We start from the raw sequence: 22,527 nt of genomic DNA on the forward strand, positions 1-22,527 counted from the left end.
GTCAGGCGGGTCCGAGGCCGGCCGCGAAGCCGGGCACCGCCGCCGACCCGAAGAGTCCCGGGAGCCCGCCGGTGTGCAGCAGCACGGTGCGCTCGCGGCGGCGTACGTCCCCCTCGGCGACGGCCGCCACCAGCCCCGCCAGCGCCCGGCCGGTGTAGACGGGGTCGAGCACCATGCCCTCGGTGCGCGCCGCCAGCACCAGGGCGTCGCGGACCGGCTGCGGGAGCGCCGAGTAGCCCTCGCCCACCTGGTCGTGCCGCAGCCGCAGCTCCCCGGTGAGGTCGGCGCCGAACTCGGCCGCGAGCCGCCGCACCCGCACCTCGGGGTCTCCGGTCGCGCCGGTGTCCACGCCCAGCACCCGGTCGGTGCCGAGCGCGGCGAGCAGACCGGCCATGGTGCCGCCGGAGCCGACGGCCACCACGACGTGCGCCGCGTCGGGCACCTGCTCCAGCAGCTCGGCCCCTGCGTCGGCGTACGCCTGGGCGCCGACGGCGTTGGAGCCGCCGTAGGGCACGAGGTACGCCGCGTCGCCGAGCTCGGCGACCCGCTCCGCGGCCCGTCGCTCCAGGCCGGGTGTGTCGACGTGGCCGGCCCAGTGGAGCCGGGCACCGAGGAGGTGGTCGAGCAGCAGGTTGCCGGTCGGGTCCCCGTGGGGGGCCTCGCCGGCCAGCACCAGCTCGACGGCGAGCCCGAGCCGGGCGCCGGCGGCCGCGGTCAGCCGGGCGTGGTTGCTCTGCGCGGCACCGGTGGTGACCAGGGTGGTCGCACCGCGGGCGAGTGCCTCGGCGGTGGTCCGCTCCAGCTTGCGGACCTTGTTGCCGCCGCCGCCCAGGCCGAGCAGGTCGTCGCGCTTGACCACGAGGTCGGCATCGCCGAGGCCGAGGGCCCGGGCCAGCCGGGGGGCCGGCTCGACGGGGGTGGGATAGGTGCCCAGGACGGTGCGGTCAGCCATGGCCCGACCCTGGCACAGGGCGTACTCTCGCCGGGAGGGCCGTCCCGCCCGTCCCGTCGGGACCGGGGCGCGGGCAGTCAGGGGAAGGTCGCCATGACCGCAGCACCGACCGCAGCGACCAGTCCCGGGGCGGGCTACGCCCTGCTGGCCAAGGAGATCCGTGGCCTCGGCCTGCTCGAGCCACGTCGCGGCTTCTACGCCGGCGTCGGCGCGGTGGCGCTGGTGCTGACTGCGCTCGTCGTCGTGGCGATGGTGGTCTGGCGCGACTCGTGGTGGCTGCTGCTGGGGGCGCCGGTGCTCGCGGTGCTCTCCACGCAGTACGGCTTCCTCGGCCACGACATCGGCCACCGCCAGGTCACCCGCGGCCGCGTCGCCACCCGGGTGCTCGGCATCGGGGTCGGCAACGGGCTCGCCGGGCTGTCCTACGGCTGGTGGGTGGCCAAGCACAACGCCCACCACGCGCACCCCAACGACCTCGCCACCGACCCCGACGTCGCCGTCGGCGCGCTGGTCTGGGACGCCGACCAGGCCGAGGAGCGCCGGGGCGGGTTCGTCGGCTGGGTCACCCGCCACCAGGCGGCGCTGTTCGTGCCGATGCTGCTGGGCGAGGCGTTCGCGCTGCACGTCTCGAGCGTCCGCGAGCTGTTCAGGCCCGGGCTGCGCGACCGGTGGGCCGAGGCGACGCTGCTGGTGGCCCACCTCGCGGCGTACGTCCTGCTGCTCGTGACGACGCTGACCTGGGCCCAGGCCATCGTGTTCGGGCTGGTGCACAAGATGCTCCAGGGGCTCTACCTCGGGCTGTCCTTCGCGCCGGGCCACAAGGGGATGCCGACGCTGGGGCCCGTCGAGGCGGCCGACCCGCTGCTGCGGCAGGTGCTGACCTCGCGCAACATCCGCGGTGGCCGGTTCGTCGACGCGGCGCTGGGCGGGCTGAACTACCAGATCGAGCACCACCTGTTCCCGAGCATGCCGCGGTCCAACCTGCGCCACGCCCAGCCCGTCGTACGCCGCTTCTGCGCGGAGCGCGGGGTGCCCTACGCCGAGGCGGGGGCCGGCACGGCGTACGCCGCGGGGCTCAAGCACCTCCACGCCGTCGGCAGCCGGCTGCGGGAGCGCGTCGCGGCCTGAGGCCGCTGTCGGCGCCGCTGTCGATGTCGTTGTCGGGGCCGGGTCCTACCGTGGACCCATGGCCGATCTCCGCTTCTGGTTCGACCCCGTCTGCCCGTTCGCCTGGATGACCAGCCGCTGGGTGCGGCTGGTGCAGGAGCAGCGCTCCTACGACGTCGAGTGGCGCTTCATCTCGCTGCGGCTGCTCAACGCGGCCGTGGACTACGACGCCCAGTTCCCGCCGGAGTACGCCGCCGGCCACACCGCCGGGCTGCGGCTGCTGCGGGTCGCGGCGCGGGTGCGCGAGGAGCACGGCCCCGACGCGGTCGCGCGGCTCTACGAGGCGCTGGGGCAGCGGATCTTCGAGACCCCGCGCGCGGGCGGCTGGACCGACGCCGACCAGTCCGTCGACGAGCGCGGCACGGCGGCGTTCCTCGAGCCGGTGCTGGCCTCGGTGGGGCTGCCGACCTCGCTGGCGGAGGCGCTGTCGGACGACACGCTCGACGCGGTGGTGCGGGCCGAGACCGACGAGGCGCTCGCGCTGACCGGGCGCGACGTCGGCACCCCGATCATGCAGGTCGACCCGCCGGACGGCGTCGCGTTCTTCGGCCCCGTCATCAGCCGGGTGCCCGACGCGACGGGTGCCGCCGAGCTGTGGGACCACGTGGTGGGGCTGGCGCGCTACCCCGGGTTCGCCGAGCTCAAGCGCAGCCTGCGCGAGCGGCCGCAGCTGCCCGGCCTCGGTGTCGACGTGGACGAGGTCGGCGTCACCGAGGACTGGCACGGCGGCAGCCGGCGGCAGCACCGCTGAGGTCTTGCCCGGCTCTGCCAGGGTGGGGCCCGTGACCACCTCGCCGCCGCTGCACCACCAGCAGACCATCGTCGTCCACGTCCCCGCCGAGGAGCTCTACGACCTCGTCAGCGACGTCACCCGCACGGGCGAGTGGAGCCCGATCTGCACCGCCTGCTGGTGGGAGGACGGCTCCACTCCGGGCACCGTCGGCGCGTGGTTCGGCGGCCGCAACCAGACGCCCGACCGCACCTGGGAGACCCGCTCGCAGGTCGTCGCCGCCTCCCGGGGCCGCGAGTTCGCCTGGCTGGTCGGCGGCCGCTTCGCCCGGTGGGGCTTCACCCTGGAGCACGACGACGACGGCACCTACCTGACCGAGTCGTGGGACTTCCTGCCTGCGGGCATCGAGTTCTTCCACGAGAAGTACGGACCCGAGGCCGAGGCGCAGATCGCCGACCGGTCGCAGGCCGCGCTGAGCGGCGTCCCCGAGACACTGGCCGCCATCAAACGGATCGCCGAGGACGCCGCCGCCGCGCGATGATGGCGCGGTGAAGAAGCAGGAGCAGGAGCTGGTCGTCGCGCGCAACCGCAAGGCGCGCCACGACTACCACCTCGAGGACACCTGGGAGGCCGGCATCGTGCTCGTCGGCACCGAGGTCAAGGCGCTGCGCGCCGGTCGCGCCTCGCTGGTCGACGGCTTCGCCGAGGTCGAGGACGGCGAGGTGTGGCTGCAGCAGGTGCACATCCCGCAGTACGCCCAGGGCACCTGGACCAACCACACCGTCCGCCGCAAGCGCAAGCTCCTGCTGCATCGCACCGAGATCGACCGCATCGAGCGCCGGCTGAGCGAGAAGGGCCTCACCCTGGTCCCGATCTCGCTCTACTTCTCCGGCGGTCGCGCCAAGGTCGAGATCGCCCTCGCCCGCGGCAAGAAGACCTGGGACAAGCGCCACGCCCTCGCCGAGCGCCAGGCCACCCGCGAGGTCGAGGCGGAGTTCTCGCGGCGGTTGAAGGGGCGGCGGGAGTAGGTCGGGCGGGGTTGGCCGGGCGGGGTTGGTCGGGCAGTTTCACCGGCCAGCCGGTGAAACTGCCCGCGAGGGTGGGGCAAACCGGGCACGAACGGGCAGTTTTGGTGCACCCGGCGCCCGAGTTGTCCGCACGCCGGGTCGGCGGGGCGACGGGCCGGTCGGTCGCCGGGTCGCCGGATCGGCGTACGCCGGGACGCGGGCCGTGCTGCCCCGAGCAGGTAGACGCCATCTGGTGCGGTGCTGTGGTGCCCGAGTGCGGCGTACACGCCTTGTTCAGATGCAATAACTCCGCGTTACATGGGGGCCCGGCCCCGGCCACCCACCGACCCCTACCCGAGCTCCCGGTCGAGGTTCATCGCCGCGGAGATCAGCGAGAGGTGGGTGAAGGCCTGGGGGAAGTTGCCGAGCTGCTCGCCGGCGAGGCCGATCTGCTCGCCGTAGAGACCGAGGTGGTTGGCGTAGGTGAACATCTTCTCCAGGGCCAGTCGGGCGTCCTCGAGGCGGCCGGACCGGGTGAGCGCCTCGACGTACCAGAACGAGCAGAGCGAGAAGGTGCCCTCGGAGCCCTCCACACCGTCGGGCGAGGCCTCGACGTCGTAGCGGAAGACGAGGCTGTCGGAGACCAGGCGCTCCTCGATCGCGGCCAGCGTGGAGGTGAAGCGCGGGTCGTTGGGGGCCACGAACTTCACCATCGGCATCAGCAGGACGCCGGCGTCGAGGGTGTCGGCGCCCGCGTGCTGCATGAACGCGCCGACCTCGGGGTCCCAGTGCTCGTCCATGATGCGGCGGTAGATGTCGTCGCGCACGTCGGCCCAGCGCGACAGCTCGCCGGGCAGGCCGCGCTGGCGGGCGGTGCGCATCATCCGCTCGATCGCGACCCAGCTCATCAGCAGCGAGGTGGTGTGGTGGCGCGGGTCGTCGCGGATCTCCCACATCCCGGCGTCGGGCCGCTCCCAGTTGTCCATCAGCCACTCCAGCGCGCGGGTGAGGTCGTGCCAGGAGTCGGCGCTGATGCCCTCGCCGTACTTGTTGTAGAGGTAGACCGAGTCGATCAGCTCGCCGTAGATGTCGAGCTGGAGCTGGTCGACGGCGCCGTTGCCGATCCGCACCGGACGCGAGTCGCGGTAGCCGCGCAGGTGGTCGAGCTCGGTCTCGTGGGGGACGTTGCCGTCGATGTCGTAGAGCACGCGCAGCGGGCCGAGGTCCTCGGTCGTGCCGTTCTCGGGCGGGTGCGCCATCCGCTCCGACAGCCACCGCATGAAGGCGGCCGCCTCGTCGGTGAAGCCGAGCCGCAGCAGGGCGTAGAGGCTGAAGGCGGCGTCGCGGATCCACACGTAGCGGTAGTCCCAGTTGCGCCCCCCGCCCATCGACTCGGGCAGGCTCGTGGTCGGCGAGGCGATGATCGCGCCGGTCGGCTCGTGGGTGAGCAGCTTGAGGGTGAGGGCGGAGCGGTTGACCGTCTCCCGCCAGCGTCCGGTGTACGTCGACCGCGACACCCACGACCGCCAGAACTGGGCGGTGCGCTGGAACAGCCGGTCGCTGTCGACCGCGTCGGTCGAGGCCACGGCGTCGTCCTCGCCCAGCACCTCGAGCACGAACAGCGCCTCCTGGCCCTGCCTCAGGGTGAGGTCGGCCAGCACGTCGCCGTCGCGCAGGTGCAGCTCGACCGACGCCGTCAGCCCGAGGCGTACGTCGCCCCCGGTGATCAGCACGCCCTCCGCGACCGCCTCCGTCTCCGGGTGGGTGCGGCCGTAGTCGGGCCGGGCGCTCAGCGTCATGGTGAGGTCGGTGGTGCCGCGGACGGCGGTCACCCGCCGCACGATGCGCTGCCGGTGGTCGGGGTCCGAGGCCTGCAGCACCGGCATGAAGTCGTGGACCTCGGCGACCCCGCGCTCGGTCATGAAGCGGGTGACCAGGATGGTGCTGTCGGGGAAGTAGAACTGGCTGGTGCGCACGCCCTCCTCCTGCTGCGGCCCGAGCCGCCACGAGCCGCCGCGGCGCGGGTCGAGCAGCGAGCCGAAGACGCTGGGCGAGTCGAAGCGGCCGGCGCAGAACCAGTCGATGGTGCCCTCCGAGCCCACCAGGGCGCAGGTCCGCAGGTCGCCGATCAGCCCGTGCTGGGCGATCGGCAGGAAGTCCTCGTGACCGTCCGCCTGACCGTCCGCCTGACCGGCCTCAGCCACGGAGCTGCCAGCCGCCGGGCGGCATCGCCAGCGCGGCCTCGGGACCCCAGGAGCCCGGCGCGTAGGGCTGCACCGCGGGCGGCGCCTGCAGCACCGGCTCGCAGACCTGCCACAGCCGGTCGACCTCGTCGGCGCGGGTGAACAGCGTCTGCTCGCCGCGGAGCACGTCGAGCAGCAGCCGCTCGTAGGCCTCCAGGGGCGTCGCGTCGGGGGCGTCGTCGCCGACGTCGAGGTGCATCGTGGCCTCGACGAGGTCCATGTCGGGCCCGGGCTTCTTGGCCCGGATCTCGACGTGGATGCGCGGGTCGTCGGTCAGCTCGAGCACGAGGTCGTTCGGCGGGCGCGAGGTCGGCTCGTCGTCGAACATGGTGCACTCCGAGCCGCGGAAGCGCAGCGTGATCACCCGGTCGCCCTTGGCCAGGCGCTTGCCGGTGCGCAGGTAGAACGGCACGTCGCGCCAGCGGTCGTTGTCCACGAACGCCTCGATCGCGACGAACGTCTCGACCTCGGAGTCGTCGGCGACGTCGTCCTCGTCGCGGTAGCCGTCGTACTGGCCGTAGACCACGCGCTCGGGGTCCAGCGGCCGCATCGCCTCGAACACGGCGTGCTTGGCGTCGCGCACCGCGTCGGCGGTGAAGTGCTTCGGGTCCTCCAGCGCCACGAACCCCAGCAGCTGGCACAGGTGGGTGGAGATCATGTCGCGCAGGCAGCCGGTGGACTCGTAGAAGCTGCCGCGGCCCTCCATGCCGAGGTCCTCGGGCACGTCGATCTGCACCGAGGCGATGGAGTGGCGGTTCCAGGCGGGCTCGAACAGGCCGTTGGCGAACCGCAGCGCCAGGATGTTCTGCACCGCCTCCTTGCCCAGGAAGTGGTCGATGCGGAAGACCTGGTCCTCGTCGACGACGTCCTTGAGCGCGGCGTCGAGCTCGCGCGCGGTCTCCAGGTCCAGGCCGAACGGCTTCTCCAGCACCAGCCGCGCGCGCTCGGTCAGCTGCTCGCGACCGAGCATCGCGACCATGCCCTGCATGGCCGAGGGCGGCACGGAGAGGTAGACCAGGCGGCGTACGTCGTCACCGAGCTCCTCCTCGCAGCTGCGGACCGCGTCGGCGAGGTCGCTGCCGTCGTCGGCGTCGGAGGTCTGGAAGCTGATCCGCTCCAGCAGCCGCTGCGCGACGTCGTCGTCGAGGTCGTCGACGGTGTCCTGGAGCCCTTCGCGGACCTGGTCGCGGAACTCGTCGTCGGTGCCCGGCGAGTGGCGGCCGCTGCCGATGATGCGGAAGTCCTCGGGCATCCGGCCGGCGGCGGCCAGGTGGTAGAAGCCGGGGAAGAGCTTGCGGGCGGCCAGGTCACCGGTGGCCCCGAAGAGGACCATCACGTGGGGCGGGAGCTGCTCCTCGGTGGAGGAGGTGGAGGGGGCGGACTGCGGGGCGGTGGGGGAGGAGTCGCTCACGTCTCCTTCGTACCCGACGCCACCAGCGCGTCACGTGGCCCACGCCACGCCGCTCACGGGCCCGCGACGCAAGCCCCTGACGCAGCACGGACGCGGACCCGAGAGGGGTCCGCGTCCGGGTGTGGTGCCTGGTGGCTCAGCCGACCGAGCGGTCCCCCTGGGGGTCCTCGATGTCGGAGCGCAGCTGGCCCAGGATGCGGGCGAGCAGCCGGGAGACCTGCATCTGCGTGACACCGATGTCCTCGGCGATCTCGCGCTGGGTCAGGCCGTCGAAGAAGCGCAGCTGCAGCACGCGGCGGTCGCGGTCGCCGAGGCGGCGCACGACGGGACCGAGCATGACCCGGGCCTCCGCGGCGTCGCCGTCGTTCTCCTGACCCGGCAGCACGTCGCCCAGGGCGATGGGGGAGTCCTGTCCGACGGGCACGTCCAGCGAGGCCGGCGTGAAGCAGCCGAGCGCGCTCATGGCCTCGGACACCTCGCTCTCGGCGACGCCGAGGCGCTCGGCGATCTCCTTGGGCTCCGGGTCGCGACCCAGGCTGTTGGCGAGGTCGCCGCGCGCCGGGGCGATGCGGGCCTGGAGCTCCTGGATCCGGCGCGGGGGCCGGACCATCCACCCGGCGTCGCGGAAGTGGCGCTTGACCTCGCCCCGCATGGTCGGCACGGCGAAGCTGACGAACTCGTGGCCCGTGGAGCGGTCGAAGCGTCGCGCCGCCTTGACGAGTGCGAGCCGGGCGACCTGGAGCAGGTCGTCGGTGGGGATGCCGCGCGAGCGGAACCGGGCGACCACCGCGGTGGCCAGGCCGAGGTTGAGCTCGACCACGCGGTCGAGCAGTCGACGGCGCTCCTCGGGGTCCTCGGTCGCCTCGGCCTCGGCGAAGAGGTCGGCGGTGTCGTGGGCACGCTCCTGGCGACGTGCCTCCGAGGGCGTCGTGGGGCGGTCGTCGAGCGAGGCGGAGGCCTGGGCGGGCGCGCGCGGCTCGCGTGTCATCGTCGTCGTCGGCGCCTCGTGGGGGGCGGCGATGGTCGTGGCAGAGGTGGAGGTGTCGGAGAGGTCAGAGTGCGTGGGGCGGTCGATGTCGTCCATCGGGTGCTCACCACCGTTCGTGTCGCTGTGTGGTTTCGCCGAGTGGCTGCAGCGAAGGTGGGCGCGAGGCGCCTCGCACGAGGTGTATCGGTGGGTGCTTCCTGGTCCGCCGACGTCGGGGCGATCTCGTGCAACGTCATCGACAGTACGCCCTCCCCCTGACAGTCCTCACCCCCCTGCGGGTGAATTTCCGGTGAGGTGGGCCCTCAGGCCGATCATCGCGTCGTCCAGCAGGCCGCGCAGGTCGGCGTCCGGGTGACGCAGCCACAGCTCGTACGCCGCGAGGGCCAGCGCGAGGGAGACCTGGCTCACCACCTCGGGCAGCAGGTCGTGCGGCCCGACCCCGTGCCGGCGGGCCACGAACGCGGCGATCACGGCCCGCCACTCGGCGTACCGCAGCACCGAGTGGGCCTGCAGCTCCGGCGTCATCAGGATCAGTCGCATCCGCTCGCGGTGCCCCGGCTCGGCCCCGTCGGGGAAGTCGTTGAAGGACAGCACGGCCCGGTGCACCGCCTCGTGGACCGGCAGGTCCTCGGGCAGGGCGGCCAGGGTGTCGCGGAAGCCGGCCAGGGTGCGGTCGAAGCGCCCCCACGGGATGTCGTTCTTGGAGCGGTAGTAGCGGAACAGGGTGCGGCGGCCGACCCCGACCTCGGCCGCGATCATGTCGAGGGTGGTGCCGGCGAAGCCGTGGGTGGCGAAGAGCCGGAAGGCCGCTCGCTCGATGGCGCCGTGGCTGGTCGCGACGGGGCGTCCGAGGGCCGAGCTGCTGCTGCGCGCCGGCGTGGCGCCGGACGGGGACCGCTCCACCATGAGGGGCGCGAATCTACCCGACCGGAGGGGTGACTTTCCGCACTTGGTGCCAATACTGTGGCGCGAACCACAGCCCGGGCACGGGGTCCGGGCGGGCGACGTCCAGGAGGACCCATGACCCCCGAGCAGCCCAGCACCACCGCGGAGCAGAGCGCACCGGCCGACGCCGCCACCGGGGAGGTCGTCACCGACAGCCTCGTCGAGGAGGTCTCCATCGACGGCATGTGCGGCGTCTACTGATGCTCGACGAGCCCTGGACCCTGTCACCGGCGGTGGCGTTGCGACCCGAGCCGTTCGGGGCGCTGGCCTACCACTTCGGCAACCGCAAGCTGAGCTTCCTCAAGCGGCCCGAGCTGGTGACGGTGGTCCGGGGACTCGGCGACCACGCGGACGTGCGCGCCGCGCTGCTCGCCGCCGGCGTCCCCGAGCCGCAGCACGCCTCGTACGTCGAGGCGCTGCGCGGCCTGGCCGCCACCGACATGATCCGTCCCCGTACGACCTCCCGCGAGACCTCCTCTCAGGTCTCCTCCCAGACCGCTGGAGCCCCGGCATGACCCTCACGCCCGCCCGCCCCTCCGCGCGCACCGCCCCGCTCGTGGCCCGTTCCGAGCGACCGCAGGGCGGCACCCTGGTGGAGCAGTTCGAGTTCGGCCTCGACGCCCCGATCTGCCTGACCTGGGAGCTGACCTACGCCTGCAACCTCGCCTGCGCCCACTGCCTGTCCTCCTCGGGCAAGCGCGACCCGCGCGAGCTGAGCACCGAGCAGTGCGAGGCCGTGATCGACGAGCTGCAGCGGATGCAGGTCTTCTACGTCAACATCGGCGGCGGCGAGCCGACGATCCGGCCCGACTTCTGGCACCTGCTGGAGTACGCCGTGGACCACCAGGTCGGCGTGAAGTTCTCCACCAACGGGGTGCGCATCACCCCCGAGCGGGCGCGCTTCCTGGCCTCCACCGACTACGTCGACGTGCAGATCTCGCTCGACGGCGCGACCGCCGAGGTCAACGACTACGTGCGCGGGCCGGGCTCCTTCGACACCGCCCTGACGGCGCTGCAGAACCTCCAGGACGCCGGGTTCGAGGACGCCAAGATCTCGGTCGTCTGCACCCGGCAGAACATCGGCCAGCTCGACGACTTCAAGGCCATCGCCGACCGGTTCGGCGCCACCCTGCGGCTGACCCGGCTCCGGCCCTCGGGCCGCGGCGCCGACGTGTGGGACGAGCTGCACCCGCTGCCCGAGCAGCAGCGCGTGCTCTACGACTGGCTCGTGGCCCACGGCGAGGGCGTGCTGACCGGGGACTCCTTCTTCCACCTCGCGGCCTTCGGCGAGGCGCTGCCCGGCCTCAACCTGTGCGGCGCCGGACGGGTGGTGTGCCTGATCGACCCCGTCGGCGACGTCTACGCCTGCCCCTTCGCGATCCACGACAACTTCCTCGCCGGCAACCTGCTGGACGAGGGCGGCTTCCAGCGGGTCTGGCAGGACTCCGAGCTGTTCACCGACCTGCGGTCGCCGCAGACCGGCGGCGCGTGCGCCAGCTGCTCGGCGTACGACGCGTGCCGCGGGGGCTGCATGGCCGCGAAGTTCTTCACCGGCCTGCCGCTCGACGGCCCCGACCCGGAGTGCGTCAAGGGCAACGGCGAGTTCGCCCTGGCCGGCGAGCGCACCATCCCCGCGCCCAGCCAGGACCACTCGCGCACGATGCCGACGCGCAACCAGCCGGTGATGCTGACGCTGCAGCGCACGCCCCCGGTGAGTGCCTGCGCCGAGAGCCCGCTGGCGGGGTTCGACCCGGTCAGCCCGCTGGGCGACGGGGCCGCGCCGGTGGTCTCCTCGGGCGGCTGCGGCTGCGGGGACCACTGAGATGGCCACCCCGGCGATCTTCTCCAGGATCGAGAACCCCTGGAAGCAGAACCCCTGGTTCGAGTCCGTCGCCGTCGCCCAGCAGCGGGCGCGCAAGCGGCTGCCCAAGCCGGTGTACGGCGCCCTGGTCGCGGGCTCCGAGCGCGGCCAGACCATCGCCGACAACCAGGCGGCGTTCGCCGAGCTCGGGATGGCGCCGCACGTCGCCGGCCACCAGGCCGAGCGGTCGCTCGGCACCACGGTGATGGGCCAGTCGATCTCGCTGCCGGTGATCATGAGCCCGACCGGCGTCCAGGCCGTGCACCCCGACGGCGAGGTCGCCGTCGCACGGGCCGCCGCCGCGCGGGGCACCGTGATCGGGCTGTCCAACTTCGCCTCCAAGTCGGTGGAGGAGGTGGTGGCGGCCAACCCGCAGACCTTCTTCCAGATGTACTGGACCGGCGACCGCGACACCATGGTGCAGCGGATGCAGCGCGCCCACGCCGCCGGCTCCCAGGGCCTGATCGCCACCCTCGACTGGTCGTTCTCGATGGGCCGCGACTGGGGCAGCCCCGAGATCCCCGAGAAGGTCGACCTCAAGACGATGGTGCGGATGGCGCCGCAGGTCGCGCTGCGGCCGCGGTGGCTGTGGGAGTTCGGCAAGACCGGGCAGATCCCCGACCTGACCGCGCCCAACCTCGCCCCGCCGGGGCAGGACAAGGGACCGACCTTCTTCGGCGCCTACTACGAGTGGATGACCACGACCCCGCCGACGTGGGACGACGTGGCCTGGATGCGCGAGACCTGGCACCAGATCTCCGGCAAGCCGTTCATGCTCAAGGGCGTCTGCCGCGTCGACGACGCCCTGCGCGCGGTCGACGCGGGCGTCACCGCGATCTCGGTGTCCAACCACGGCGGCAACAACCTCGACGGCACACCGGCCGCGATCCGCTGCCTGCACCCGATCGCGTCCGCGGTCGGCGACCAGCTCGAGGTCGTCATGGACGGCGGCGTACGCCGTGGCTCCGACGTCGTCAAGGCGCTGGCCATGGGGGCCCGTGCGGTGATGATCGGCCGCGCCTACCTCTGGGGCCTCGCCGCCAACGGCCAGGCCGGCGTGGAGAACGTCCTGGACGTTCTCCGCAGCGGCATCGACTCCGCGCTGCTCGGCATGGGGCTGTCCTCGATCGACCAGCTCACCCCCGAGCTGCTCGTGGTGCCCGAGGGCTTCCACCGCACCCTCGGTGCCCCCGGCAGCCACGGCGCCGCGGCCACCTCGGCGCCGCGGGCCACCGCCGCGTCGTGACGACCTGGTGACCCGCCCATGACCGGTCGCGCGCTCCGGCTCGCCGACCTGACCTGGCCGGAGCTGCCACCGTCCGCCACGGTGGTGGTCCCGGTCGGGTCGCTGGAGCAGCACGGCCCGCACCTCCCGCTCGAGACCGACGCCCTGGTCGCCGAGGCGGTCGCGGTGCGGGCCGTCGCGGCGCTCGACCGCGACGACGTGCTGGTCGCCCCCGTCGTGGCGTACGGCGCCAGCGGCGAGCACCAGCACTTCGCCGGCACCGTCTCGACCGGCACCCCCGTGCTGCACCTGCTGCTCGTCGAGCTGGTGCGCTCGCTGCGCACCTGGGCGGCGCGGGTGGTGCTGGTCAATGGTCACGGCGGCAACCTCGACGCCGTCCGCGGCGCGGTCGGCCAGCTGGTCGACGAGGGCCACGACGTGACCTGGGCGCCGTGCGCCGCTGTCGGCGCCGACCTGCACGCCGGCCGCACCGAGACCTCGCTGCTGCTCCACCTGCGCCCCGACCTGGTGCGGCTCGACCGTGCCGTCGCCGGGGCCACCGCGTCCGCCGCCGAGCTGCTGCCGCTGCTGCGTGCCGGCGGCGTGGTCGCGGTCTCGGCCAACGGCGTGCTCGGCGACCCCGCCGGCGCGAGCGCCGAGGAGGGCCGCGCGCTGCTGGAGGAGATGGTGGGTCGGGTCGTGGCCGTGATCTCCTCGTCGGTCGAGCCCGCTCCGTCGCCGGTCGAGCCCGCTCCGTCGTCGGTCGAGCCCGCTCCCTCGTCGGTCGAGCCCGCTCCCTCGTCGGTCGAGCCCGTCGAGACCCCGCAGGGCGCCCGGTGAGGGTCGCGCTCGTCACCGGCGCGGCCCGCGGGATCGGCGCCGCGACCGTCAACCACCTCGCCCGGGACGGGTGGGCGGTGCTGGCGCTGGACGCGTGCGCCGGGCCCGACGCGGCGCCGTACGCCCTGCCCGACGTGGCCGACCTCGAGGCCGTCGCCGCCCCGCACGCCGAGGTCGAGGCGGTGGTGGCCGACGTCCGCGACCGTCCCGCGCTGGACGCGGCGGTCGCCCGCGCGCTCGACCGGTGGGGCCGCCTCGACGCGGTCGTGGCCTGCGCGGGCATCGTCGGCGGCGGGCGGCCGCTGTGGGAGACCGACGAGGCCGAGCTCGACCTGCTGTGGGACGTCGACGCCAAGGGCGTCTGGCACACCGCGGCGGCCACGGTGCCGGCGCTGCTGGCCGGGCCCGACCCGTCGGGCGCGCGGTTCGTGGCCGTCGCGTCGGCGGCGGGGACGCACGGGCTGTTCCGGATGGCGGCCTACAACGCGGCCAAGCACGCGGTCGTCGGCATCGTGCGCGGCCTGGCCGCCGACCTCGTGGGCACCGGCGTCACCGCCGTGGCGGTCTCGCCGGGCTCGACCGACACCGCGATGCTGCGCGCCACCGCCGCGTTGTACGACGCCACCACCGACGACCTCGCCGCCCACCAGCTGCTGCGCCGCGCGCTCCGGCCGGAGGAGGTGGCCGCCACGCTGGTCTTCTGCTGCTCGCGCGAGGCCGCGGTGCTCAACGGCAGCGTGGTCAGCGCCGACGGCGGGTTCCAGGCGTGAGCGCCGCCCTGGCCGAGCCCGCCGACGACGGTCGGCTCCCCGGTGGGTTCGAGGTGCGGGTGCGCTCCGACGTACGCCGGGTCGAGGACGGCCGCACCCTGCTCGGCGGCTCGCCGCTGCGCTCGCTGCGGCTCTCGCCCCGCGCCCGGCTCGCCCTCGACGGCGACCGGCTGGTGGTCGCCGATGCCACCTCGGAGGAGCTCGCGCGCCGGCTGCTGGGCGCCAACCTCGCCGACCCGGTGCTGTCCGGGGTGCGGGTCGCGCCGTCCGAGCTGACCGTGGTGGTCCCGGTCCGCGACCGTCCCGAGCAGCTCGAGCGCGCGCTCGCCCCGTTGGCCGGGCTGCGGCTGCTCGTGGTCGACGACGCCTCGCACGACCCGGCCGCGGTCGCCGCGGTGGCGGCGCGGCACGGCGCTCGTGTGCTCCCGCTGCCGGTCAACCTCGGCCCCGCGGGGGCACGCAACGCCGGGCTGCGCGAGGTGCGCACGGCGTACGTCGGCTTCGTCGACTCCGACGTCCAGGCCGAGAGCGCCATGCTGCTCCGGCTAGCCCGCCACCTCGCCGACCCGCGCGTCGCGCTGGTCGGGCCGCTGGTGCGGAGCCGGGCCAGGTCGGTGCCACCGCGGTGGTTCGAGCGGTACGACGAGTGCTCGTCCTCACTCGCCCTGGGCAGTCGCAGCTGCGCGGTCGCGCCGGGCGCCGCCGTGGCGTGGCTGCCCAGCGCCTGCCTGGTCGGCCGCACCGACCTCCTGGGCGACGGCTTCACCGAGGCGATGCGGGTCGGCGAGGACGTCGACCTGGTGTGGCGGCTGGTCGGGGCGGGGCGGGTGGTCCGCTACGAGGCGGGCGAGACCGCGTGGCACGACGCCCGGACGACCGTGGGGGAGTGGGCGGGCCGGAAGTACCTCTACGGCACCGGCGGCGCGTCCCTCGCGGCCCGCCACGGCGCTGCCGGCGCGGTCGCGGTGCTCTCGCCCGCGATGGCGGTCGCGGGTGCGGCCGTGCTGCTGCGCCGGCGCTGGTCGCTCCCGGTGGTCGCGCTCGGCCTGGCCTGGGCCTTCCAGCAGCTGGTGCGGGTGCTGCCCGACGTGCCCGAGCGCCCGGCCCTGGCGGCCTCGGTCGCCGCTCGCGGTCTCGGCTGGGCCGTTCGTCAGGAGTCCGCCCTGCTGCTGCGCCACTGGTGGCCGCTCGGGCTGCTCGCCCTCGGCTCCCGGTCGGGTCGTCGGGCCCTGGTCTCCGCGGTCGCCGTCGACCTGGTGGTGCACCGTGACGTCGTACGCCGCACCGGGCTGCTGCGCACCCTCGTGGCCCGCCGCGTCGACGACCTCGCCTACGGCGCCGGCTTGTGGGCCGGGGCGGTGCGGGAGCGCGAGTGGCGCGGGCTCGCCGTACGCGTGGTGGGGCGGCGGCGTCCTCCAGCCCCACCCGCTGGACGATGACGCCGGGCTGATCGCGACTCGGGCACAGCCGGCTCTGCTGGATCCGAGCCCCCGGTCGGTCCCCCCAGCCGTACGTCGCCCACGGTCGCCGCTCACGCGACGTACGGACAACTCGGGCGGGCGATGGGGGAAAACTGCCCGTGGTTGACCGTTATGCCGGACCTCGCGGGCAGTTTCACCGGCCAGCCGGTGAAATTGCCCCCTCACCGCCCCAACAGCTGGTCCAGCAACCGCGGCAGGTCGTCGACGGACTCGATGGCGGCGATGCGGGCGCCCGCCTCCCGGGCGACGCGGCGGGCCTCCTCGTCGTCGGAGGCGGGGGCGATGACGACGAGCTCCTCCAGCGCCCGGGCGGCGGGGACGGCGTCGACCTCGTCGGTGGCGCGGCAGTCCGAGAGCACGATGGTGATCCGGCGGGTGGCGCGGGCGCCGCGGAGCTGGTCGGCGGCGGCGCGGAAGGCGGCGTCCATCGAGGTCATGCCGTGCCCGCGCAGTCCCAGGACGCGCTGCACCGTGCGCAGCGGGGGCGAGGGCGCGTGCAGGTCGAGCAGCACCTCCGGCGTCCGGTCGAAGGCGATCACCGACAGCTCGCCCTCGGCCCGCAGCGCGCACGCGGCGGCGGCCATGGCGGCGGTGACCAGCCGGGAGCCGTCCATCGAGCCTGACCGGTCGACGAGCAGGCACAGCGCGGTGCGCGGCCGGTGCCAGGTGGTGGCGGTGAGCTCCTCCAGGCCGGGCGGCCGCTGCTCCCCGCGGGCCTGGCCGATCGCCTCCATCGAGGCGTCGACGTCGAGGTCGCCGCCGCGGTCGGCGGGGGAGCGTCGCAGCCGGCCGGCACCGGACCCGCCGCGGGTGCCGGAGCGGGCACGCTCCAGCACCAGGCGCGGCACCAGCGCCTGCACCTTGGCGCGCAGCGCGGGGTCGGTGGCCGTCGACATCTGCATCAGCAGCGGCAGCACGTCGTCGGGGTCGTCGGCGACGGCGTCGCGCACCGCGGCGGTGTCGAGCTCCCCGACCTCGGGCGACATCTCCTCGAAGCGGGCGTGCCGGGACAGCTCGGCGCGTCCGGTGGTGCGTTGCGGCCGGCCGCGCCGCGAGGGCTGCGGCTTCGGCGGAGCAGCGGAGCCGCCCGCCCCGGCCGGGGGCGGGCTCAGGCTTCCCCCGGCGGGTCACCACCCTCGCTCGGCGGAGCCTCGTCCGAGGACGGCTCGGCGCCGAACGTCGCGACGTACAGCTCCTCCACGACCTCCTCGGCCGTCCGCGACGACGACTCGTCGACCTTGACCCGGCCGCTGAGCGCCACGAAGGCGGCGTCGAGGCCGGTGCGCCAGTGCGTCGGGGGTACGCCGCGCACCAGCGCCAGCTCGTGGGTCAGGCCGGCCAGGTCGATGGTGCCGCGCACCGACGAGCCGACCCGCAGCTCGGGGTGCTCGCGCGTGGCCCGCACCAGCGCCACCGCCTTGGCGGCCCACTCCGGGGAGTCGATCGGCGCCTGCTGGGTCAGGATCGCCTGCTCGGACTCGGCCGACTGGTAGCCCATCACGATGCGGCAGGTCCGGTCGTAGACCGCGCTGGAGACCCGGGCGGTGCCGACCGCGTCGTAGGGGTTCATCGCGGCGACGATGCCGAAGCCCGGCTCGGCGCGCACCGTGCCGAGACGAGGTACGGCGATCTCCCGCTCGCTCATCACCGTGAGCAGCACGTTGAGCGTCTCCTCGGGGACGCGGTTGAGCTCCTCGAGGTAGAGCAGCCCGGCGCCGCGCATGGCGTCGAGTAGCGGACCGTCGACGAACACGTCGGGGCGGTAGCCCCGGTCGAGGACCAGGGCGGGGTCGAAGTGACCCACCAGGCGGGCGGGGGTCAGCTCGGCGTTGCCCTCGACCAGCACCAGCGCGGAGTCGCGACGACTGGCCAGGGCGCGCAGCAGGGTGGACTTGCCCGTGCCGGGCGGTCCCTCGAGGACCACATGGGCGCCCGCGCGGAGCGCGGCCTCGAGCAGCTCGGTCTCACGTCGGCGGTCGACGACCGGGGCGGGTGTTCCCACGCCCCGGTCGCCGAGCCCGCTGTCGACGCGGCGGACGGTGCTCAGTGCTCGTGCACCACGATGCCGCGGACGTTCTTGCCCTCGAGCAGGTCGTCGTAGCCCTCGTTGACCTGGTCGAGGGTGTAGGTCCTCGTGATGATCTCGTCGAGCTTGATGTCGCCCGACTGGTAGAGGCCGAGGATGCGCGGGATGTCGGTGGTCGGGTTGCAGTCGCCGAACAGGCTGCCGCGCAGCTGCTTGCGGTAGAGCGTCATCACCGAGCCGGAGAGCTGGATGTTCTCCATCTCGATCTTGTTCAGGCCGGTCAGCACCACGACGCCGCCCTTGCCGACGGAGTTGAAGCCGTCGCGGACGATCTCGGAGGTCATCAGGCCGGGGGTGAGGATGGCCGAGTCGGCCATCTGGCCGCGGGTCAGGTTGGTGACCGTCTCCATCGCCTCCTCGGCGCTGCCGAAGGCGTGGGTGGCGCCGAGCTCCATCGCCTTCTCGCGCTTGTTGGCGAGCGGGTCGATGGCGATGACGTTCTTGGCGCCGGCGAGCGCCGCGCCCTGCACGGCGTTGATGCCGATGCCGCCGATGCCCATGACGACCACGGTCTGGCCGGCCTTGACCTCGGCGGTGTTGACGGCCGCGCCCCACCCAGTGGGGACGCCGCAGCCGACGAGCACGGCCTTGTCGAGGGGCAGGTCGTCGTCGACCTTGACGCAGGAGTTCTGGTGGATCACGCCGTACTGGCTGAAGGTGCCGAGCATGCACATGGCGCCGTACTGCCCGCGCGGGCCGGTGATCGGGAACCGCTCGCCGGGCAGGTAGCCCTCGAGGATGGTGGCGCCCATGTCGCAGATCGACTGCTGGCCGTTGGCGCAGTAGCGGCACGAGCCGCAGTTGGGGATGAACGAGCAGACCACGTGGTCGCCGACCTTGACGCGCGAGACGCCGGGACCGACCTCCTCGATGATGCCTGCGCCCTCGTGGCCCAGCACCATCGGCAGCCGCGCCTCGAGGTCGCCGTGGGCGACGTGGACGTCGGAGTGGCACAGGCCGGCGTAGGTGTAGCGGATCAGGACCTCGCCCTCCTTCGGCTTGTCCAGGTCGAGCTCCTCGATCTCGATCCGCTTGCCGGCTTCGATGACGACTGCTGCCTTGGTCTTCACCTGGGTGACTCCTCTGGTCGGGCGGCGTGGGTCCCCGCCTGCGCGGGGGTGGACGACGTACGCCGGACCGGCGCGCGTGACCTCCGCCACACTCACACCTCCGCCGGGTGCCTGGCTGTTCAACAACTGGACATTCGGCGGGTGGACAGCGCGGCGTAGTGTGACCGGCACCACAGGGGGTGACGCGGTGGACCTGATCGGCACCGAGCCGGGACTGCGCGCGCCCATCGCCGACTCGTGGCGCCGCGCATCACTCGCCGGCGTCGACCCCGACTCCGCCCTCGACGCGCTGCCGCTGCGCGACGTCGACCGGACCTCGCCGCTGCTGGCCGCCGCCACCCCGGTCCTCGACGACCTCAACGAGCGGCTCCGCGAGACGATGTTCGCCACGCTGCTCGTGGACCGCGAGGGCCACGTCGCCCGTCGCTGGTGCGGCGACCGTGCCGCGGCCGGGGCGCTCGACGACCTCGGCGTCGACGTCGGGGTCGGCCTGCTGGAGGACACCGTCGGCACCAACGCGCTCGGCACCGCCCTGGAGACGCGACGGGCGATCTCGGTGCACGGCGAGGAGCACTTCGCGGTGCCGCTCAAGCGGTTCAGCTGCTACGGCCACCCGATCGTGCACCCGACCACGAAGCGCATCGAGGGCGTCCTCGACATCACCGCGCTCGTCGACCGGGCCAGCCCGCTGCTGCCCCCGCTGGTGGCGCGGGCGGTGGCCGACATTGAGCAGCGGCTGCTCGACGGCAGCCGGATCTCTGAGAAGCAGCTGCTCCTCGCCTTCCAGGTCGCCTCGGCACGGCGACGTCCCGTCGTGGCCGTGGGGGAGGACCTGATGCTGAGCAACCACGCGGCGATGGACCTGCTGGGGGCCACCGACACGGCGGTGCTGCGGATGATCGGCCTCGACCTCGCCCGGGGCCACACCACCGACCTCGACCTGACCCTGGCCAGCGGCACCCCGGTGCGGGTGCGGGCCGAGCGCGTCACCGGGGCGCGCCACGGCATGCTGCTCCACCTCGAGCCCGCCCTGTCGCGGCCGCGGCCGGCGCCCGCCGTCGCCGGCCCGGCCTCCGACGCCGACGCCCCGGTCCTCGTCGCCGGTGGACCCGGCACCGGCCGGTCCGCACGGGCCCGCGCCCTGGCGCAGGAGCCGGTCTCGGTGCTCACCGCGGCCAGCGCGCTGCTCGACGGCAGCGATGCCTGGGCCCGCGACTTCGCCTCGATGGTGCGTGCGGGGCAGGGCACGGTCTGCGTCGACGGCCTCGACCTGCTGCCCGAGGAGCTGCTCGACCTCGTGTCCTCCCACGTCGCCACGCAGCGCCCGCCGCGGCTCGTGCTGGTCTCGGGACCGGTCGACGCGCTCACCGGTCGCGCCGCCGCGCTGGCCGCCGAGTGCCTGCGCCGCGAGGAGCTGCCGCCGCTCTCGGCCCGGCTGACCGAGCTGCCGGCGCTGGTCGCCGCCATGCTGCTCGACCTCGGCGCCCCCGCCTCGCTCCACCTCACGCCCGCCGCCCTCGCGGCGCTCTCGGCCCACCCCTGGCCGGGCAACCTGCGCGAGCTGCGGGTCGTCGTGCGCCACGCCGCCGCCCGGCGCTCGACCGGCGCGGTCACGGTCGAGGACCTGCCCGAGCAGTACCGCACCGGCGGCTCCACCCACCACCTCGCGCCCATCGAGCGCGCCGAGCGCGACGCCATCGTCGGGGCGCTGCGCGAGCACGGCGGCAACAAGCTGCGCACCGCGCGCACCCTCGGCATCTCCCGCACCACGCTCTACGCCAAGATGCGCACGCTGCGGATCACGCACTACTGAGCGTCGGGAGCAGGCCGGGGAGGTTTCGCTAGGTCCCCTGTGAAGCTCCGCTCTCCGAACGTGCGGCACGCGACACGCCGTACGGCAGGGGCCGGGCGTTCGGCGTCCGCGGTTTCACAAGGTCCCCTGTGAAACCGTCAGCCCAGGTAGCCCCGCGCGCCGGCCGTGGTGACGGCCTCGGCGGCCGCGGCGCAGGCCTCGCTCACCGCGGTGATCAGGTCGGCGCCGTCGGCGAGCCGGGCGGCCAGGGTGCCGACGAGCACGTCGCCCGCGCCGGTGGTGTCGACCGCCTGCACCCGCGGCGAGGACACGCGGAGCTCGCGACGCGCACCGACGGCGCCGCTGACGACCACCGCGCCCTCGGCGCCGAGCGAGACCACGACGGAGGGGCAGCCGAGCAGGTCGGCCAGGGGGCGCGCCAGGTCGGCCGCGGGGGAGTGGGAGGAGAACGCGCCGCCGTGCTCGCGCAGCAGGTCGACCGCCTCGTGCTCGTTGACGACCAGGGGGTCCGCCGCCCGCAGCGTGTCGGCGTCCAGCCCGTCGACGGGGGCCGGGTTCAGCACCAGCCGTACGCCGCGCGCAGCGGCCTCCCGGGCGGCCGCGACCACCGGGTCGGTGCCCGGCTCGGTCTGGGCGAGCACCACGTCGACGTCGCCGGGGGTCAGGGCCCGTGCCACGTCGTCGGCGTCCAGGAGGGCGTTGGCCCCGGCGCCGACCGCGATGGAGTTCTCCCCGTCGGGGGTGAGCACGATCAGGGCGGCGCCGGTCGCGACGTCGGCCGCGCGGCGTACCCCCGAGACGTCCACGCCCGCGGCCTCCAGCGAGCCCAGCTGCTCGTGACCCGCGGCGTCGTCGCCGACGACGGCGCACAGCCGCACCCGGGCGCCGGCGTACGCCGCAGCGGCGGCCTGGTTGGCGCCCTTGCCCCCGCCGCCCACCACGGGTCCCTCGCCGACCGTGGTCTCGCCACCTGTCGGCCGGCGGTCCACCCGCACGGTCACGTCCTGGTTGACCCCACCGACCACGAGCACGACTCCCACGGCGTCACGCTCTCACGCGCGTGACGCACGTCCTGCCCCGAACCGGTTGACGCGGGCCCCCGCTTAGGCAAGCCTTACCTCACCGCTCGTCGCCCCCGTCGTCCTCACCGCCCCGGAGCCCCCGTGATCTTCTGCCACTGCGCCGTCGTGGGCGACCGCGAGGTCAAGCAGGCCGTGGACGCCGGCGCGCGCACGGTCTCCCAGGTCTGCCGCTCGACGGGCGCCGGCCAGGAGTGCGGGTCGTGCGTCTTCGCCGTGCGTCGCGTGGTGTGCGAGCATCTCGAGCAGGTGGCCGTGATGGCCGCCGCCGACCCGGAGGTGGACGTTGCAGCCAGTTAGCCCGCGCGTGGTGGAGCTCCTCAACGAGGCGCTCACCTTCGAGCTCACCGTGACCAACACCTACTTCCTGCACGCCCGGATGCTCGACAACTGGGGCCTGCCCAAGCTCGGCAAGGTCTTCTACGCGCTCTCCATCGACGAGATGAAGGACGCGGACGCGATCATCAACCGCATCCTGATGTTCGAGGGCCACCCCAACCTGCAGCGCCTGGGCAACATCACCGTCGGCGAGACGCCCGAGGAGATGCTCGCGCTCGCCTACGAGAGCGAGAAGGCGGCCGTGAAGCAGTTCAACGGCGCCGCCCAGGAGTGCCACGACCTCGGCGACCACGGCACGGCCGCGGTGTTCGAGGAGTACGTCCGCGACGAGGAGCAGCACGCCGAGTGGTTCGAGGCGCAGCTCGAGGCGATCCAGCGCGTCGGCGTCCAGGGCTACCTCGCCCAGCAGATCGACGCGAGCACCCCTCCAGGCTCCTGACGCACCTCTGGTGCGGTGCTGTGGTGCCCGAGTGCGCCGTACGCGCCATGTTCAGAATCAATAACTCCGCGTTACATGCGG

23 protein-coding genes are annotated in these 22,527 nt (G+C 74.0%); 14 read left to right on the forward strand and 9 right to left on the reverse strand.

Annotation, left to right across the window (positions count from 1 at the left end; translation table 11 throughout):
* Window position 1: 1 nt before the first annotated feature.
* Window positions 2–952 (reverse strand): pyridoxal-phosphate dependent enzyme, encoded by a 951-nt coding sequence (locus tag ASG49_RS02390; RefSeq protein WP_056536614.1) that lies wholly within the window; start codon window positions 950–952, stop codon window positions 2–4.
* Window positions 953–1,045: 93 nt separating this feature from the next.
* Here ASG49_RS02390 and ASG49_RS02395 point away from each other — a divergent pair, with 93 nt between their 5' ends.
* From ASG49_RS02395 to smpB, 4 genes are read left to right on the forward strand one after another with little or no spacing between them, the layout of a single operon-like run.
* A complete protein-coding gene (locus ASG49_RS02395) occupies window positions 1,046–2,080 on the forward strand; it encodes an acyl-CoA desaturase (RefSeq protein WP_056536616.1) in 1,035 nt (344 codons plus the stop codon).
* 58 nt (window positions 2,081–2,138) lie between these two features.
* A complete protein-coding gene (locus ASG49_RS02400; RefSeq protein ID WP_056536619.1) occupies window positions 2,139–2,870 on the forward strand; it encodes a hypothetical protein in 732 nt (243 codons plus the stop codon).
* A 31-nt stretch (window positions 2,871–2,901) separates the two neighbouring features.
* On the forward strand, window positions 2,902–3,390 hold the full coding sequence (locus ASG49_RS02405) for an SRPBCC family protein (protein ID WP_235561866.1): 489 nt from the start codon (window positions 2,902–2,904) through the stop codon (window positions 3,388–3,390).
* A 7-nt stretch (window positions 3,391–3,397) separates the two neighbouring features.
* A complete protein-coding gene (gene smpB / locus ASG49_RS02410) occupies window positions 3,398–3,877 on the forward strand; it encodes an SsrA-binding protein SmpB (RefSeq protein WP_056536622.1) in 480 nt (159 codons plus the stop codon).
* Window positions 3,878–4,206: 329 nt separating this feature from the next.
* Here smpB and ASG49_RS02415 read toward each other — a convergent pair whose 3' ends face one another.
* The 4 genes from ASG49_RS02415 to mftR form a co-directional block, all read right to left on the reverse strand.
* Window positions 4,207–6,060: a glycoside hydrolase family 15 protein gene (locus ASG49_RS02415; protein ID WP_056536625.1), complete on the reverse strand. Its 1,854-nt coding sequence runs from the start codon at window positions 6,058–6,060 to the stop codon at window positions 4,207–4,209.
* Window positions 6,053–7,510 (reverse strand): glucose-6-phosphate dehydrogenase, encoded by a 1,458-nt coding sequence (gene zwf / locus ASG49_RS02420; protein WP_235561867.1) that lies wholly within the window; start codon window positions 7,508–7,510, stop codon window positions 6,053–6,055. Before zwf ends, ASG49_RS02415 begins: the two co-directional genes overlap by 8 nt.
* A gap of 136 nt (window positions 7,511–7,646) precedes the next feature.
* Window positions 7,647–8,594: a SigB/SigF/SigG family RNA polymerase sigma factor gene (locus tag ASG49_RS02425; protein WP_056536627.1), complete on the reverse strand. Its 948-nt coding sequence runs from the start codon at window positions 8,592–8,594 to the stop codon at window positions 7,647–7,649.
* A gap of 168 nt (window positions 8,595–8,762) precedes the next feature.
* A complete protein-coding gene (mftR, locus tag ASG49_RS02430; RefSeq protein ID WP_056536630.1) occupies window positions 8,763–9,404 on the reverse strand; it encodes a mycofactocin system transcriptional regulator in 642 nt (213 codons plus the stop codon).
* Window positions 9,405–9,518: 114 nt separating this feature from the next.
* On the opposite strand from mftR, the gene mftA reads away from it, so the two are divergent.
* The 7 genes from mftA to mftF are packed head-to-tail and all read left to right on the forward strand — an operon-like array spanning window position 9,519 to window position 15,578.
* On the forward strand, window positions 9,519–9,644 hold the full coding sequence (gene mftA / locus ASG49_RS02435) for a mycofactocin precursor MftA (protein ID WP_056536633.1): 126 nt from the start codon (window positions 9,519–9,521) through the stop codon (window positions 9,642–9,644).
* Entirely contained in the window at window positions 9,644–9,958 is a 315-nt protein-coding gene (gene mftB / locus ASG49_RS02440) for a mycofactocin biosynthesis chaperone MftB (RefSeq protein ID WP_056536636.1), read from the forward strand. The genes mftA and mftB overlap by 1 nt, the downstream gene beginning before the upstream one ends.
* Window positions 9,955–11,265 carry a mycofactocin radical SAM maturase gene (gene mftC, locus ASG49_RS02445; RefSeq protein WP_056536640.1) on the forward strand — a complete coding sequence of 437 codons (1,311 nt, stop codon included), beginning with the start codon at window positions 9,955–9,957 and terminating at the stop codon, window positions 11,263–11,265. Before mftB ends, mftC begins: the two co-directional genes overlap by 4 nt.
* 1 nt (window position 11,266) lies before the next feature.
* Window positions 11,267–12,550, forward strand: coding sequence for a pre-mycofactocin synthase MftD (mftD, locus tag ASG49_RS02450; protein WP_056536643.1), 1,284 nt, complete (start codon window positions 11,267–11,269; stop codon window positions 12,548–12,550).
* 18 nt (window positions 12,551–12,568) lie between these two features.
* Entirely contained in the window at window positions 12,569–13,369 is an 801-nt protein-coding gene (gene mftE / locus ASG49_RS02455) for a mycofactocin biosynthesis peptidyl-dipeptidase MftE (protein ID WP_082533716.1), read from the forward strand.
* Window positions 13,366–14,139: a mycofactocin-coupled SDR family oxidoreductase gene (locus ASG49_RS02460; protein ID WP_056536646.1), complete on the forward strand. Its 774-nt coding sequence runs from the start codon at window positions 13,366–13,368 to the stop codon at window positions 14,137–14,139. Before mftE ends, ASG49_RS02460 begins: the two co-directional genes overlap by 4 nt.
* Window positions 14,136–15,578: a mycofactocin biosynthesis glycosyltransferase MftF gene (mftF, locus tag ASG49_RS02465; protein ID WP_235561869.1), complete on the forward strand. Its 1,443-nt coding sequence runs from the start codon at window positions 14,136–14,138 to the stop codon at window positions 15,576–15,578. The genes ASG49_RS02460 and mftF overlap by 4 nt, the downstream gene beginning before the upstream one ends.
* Before the next feature lie 203 nt (window positions 15,579–15,781).
* Here mftF and ASG49_RS02470 read toward each other — a convergent pair whose 3' ends face one another.
* The 3 genes from ASG49_RS02470 to ASG49_RS02480 all read right to left on the reverse strand — a co-directional run bounded on the left by ASG49_RS02470 (window position 15,782) and on the right by ASG49_RS02480 (window position 18,776).
* Window positions 15,782–16,606, reverse strand: coding sequence for a VWA domain-containing protein (locus ASG49_RS02470; protein ID WP_056536649.1), 825 nt, complete (start codon window positions 16,604–16,606; stop codon window positions 15,782–15,784).
* A 122-nt stretch (window positions 16,607–16,728) separates the two neighbouring features.
* Window positions 16,729–17,622 (reverse strand): MoxR family ATPase, encoded by an 894-nt coding sequence (locus tag ASG49_RS02475; protein ID WP_056536652.1) that lies wholly within the window; start codon window positions 17,620–17,622, stop codon window positions 16,729–16,731.
* Window positions 17,623–17,663: 41 nt separating this feature from the next.
* Window positions 17,664–18,776: an NDMA-dependent alcohol dehydrogenase gene (locus ASG49_RS02480; RefSeq protein WP_056536655.1), complete on the reverse strand. Its 1,113-nt coding sequence runs from the start codon at window positions 18,774–18,776 to the stop codon at window positions 17,664–17,666.
* A gap of 187 nt (window positions 18,777–18,963) precedes the next feature.
* Between ASG49_RS02480 and ASG49_RS02485 the strand changes: the two genes are divergently transcribed.
* On the forward strand, window positions 18,964–20,589 hold the full coding sequence (locus tag ASG49_RS02485; protein WP_200936183.1) for a sigma-54-dependent Fis family transcriptional regulator: 1,626 nt from the start codon (window positions 18,964–18,966) through the stop codon (window positions 20,587–20,589).
* A gap of 137 nt (window positions 20,590–20,726) precedes the next feature.
* Here ASG49_RS02485 and ASG49_RS02490 read toward each other — a convergent pair whose 3' ends face one another.
* Window positions 20,727–21,629, reverse strand: a complete 903-nt coding sequence (locus ASG49_RS02490) for a PfkB family carbohydrate kinase (protein ID WP_056536658.1) — start codon at window positions 21,627–21,629, stop codon at window positions 20,727–20,729.
* A gap of 123 nt (window positions 21,630–21,752) precedes the next feature.
* On the opposite strand from ASG49_RS02490, the gene ASG49_RS02495 reads away from it, so the two are divergent.
* The gene (locus tag ASG49_RS02495; protein WP_056536661.1) at window positions 21,753–21,968 is read left to right on the forward strand and encodes a bacterioferritin-associated ferredoxin; all 216 of its coding nucleotides are present in this window, start codon (window positions 21,753–21,755) and stop codon (window positions 21,966–21,968) included.
* A gap of 10 nt (window positions 21,969–21,978) precedes the next feature.
* A complete protein-coding gene (gene bfr, locus ASG49_RS02500; RefSeq protein WP_235561870.1) occupies window positions 21,979–22,446 on the forward strand; it encodes a bacterioferritin in 468 nt (155 codons plus the stop codon).
* Window positions 22,447–22,527 lie beyond the last annotated feature (81 nt).

This window comes from Marmoricola sp. Leaf446, assembly GCF_001424755.1.
GTDB lineage: Bacteria > Actinomycetota > Actinomycetes > Propionibacteriales > Nocardioidaceae > Marmoricola.

Coding starts and splice junctions, on each gene's coding strand:
- ASG49_RS02395 (WP_056536616.1), top strand. CDS start 1,046: ATGACCGCAGCACCGACCGCAGCGACCAGTCCCGGGGCGGGCTACGCC.
- ASG49_RS02425 (WP_056536627.1), bottom strand. CDS start 8,594: ATGGACGACATCGACCGCCCCACGCACTCTGACCTCTCCGACACCTCC.
- mftD (WP_056536643.1), top strand. CDS start 11,267: ATGGCCACCCCGGCGATCTTCTCCAGGATCGAGAACCCCTGGAAGCAG.
- ASG49_RS02390 (WP_056536614.1), bottom strand. CDS start 952: ATGGCTGACCGCACCGTCCTGGGCACCTATCCCACCCCCGTCGAGCCG.
- mftR (WP_056536630.1), bottom strand. CDS start 9,404: ATGGTGGAGCGGTCCCCGTCCGGCGCCACGCCGGCGCGCAGCAGCAGC.
- ASG49_RS02400 (WP_056536619.1), top strand. CDS start 2,139: ATGGCCGATCTCCGCTTCTGGTTCGACCCCGTCTGCCCGTTCGCCTGG.
- mftE (WP_082533716.1), top strand. CDS start 12,569: ATGACCGGTCGCGCGCTCCGGCTCGCCGACCTGACCTGGCCGGAGCTG.
- mftB (WP_056536636.1), top strand. CDS start 9,644: ATGCTCGACGAGCCCTGGACCCTGTCACCGGCGGTGGCGTTGCGACCC.
- ASG49_RS02470 (WP_056536649.1), bottom strand. CDS start 16,606: ATGTCGCCCGAGGTCGGGGAGCTCGACACCGCCGCGGTGCGCGACGCC.
- mftC (WP_056536640.1), top strand. CDS start 9,955: ATGACCCTCACGCCCGCCCGCCCCTCCGCGCGCACCGCCCCGCTCGTG.
- mftA (WP_056536633.1), top strand. CDS start 9,519: ATGACCCCCGAGCAGCCCAGCACCACCGCGGAGCAGAGCGCACCGGCC.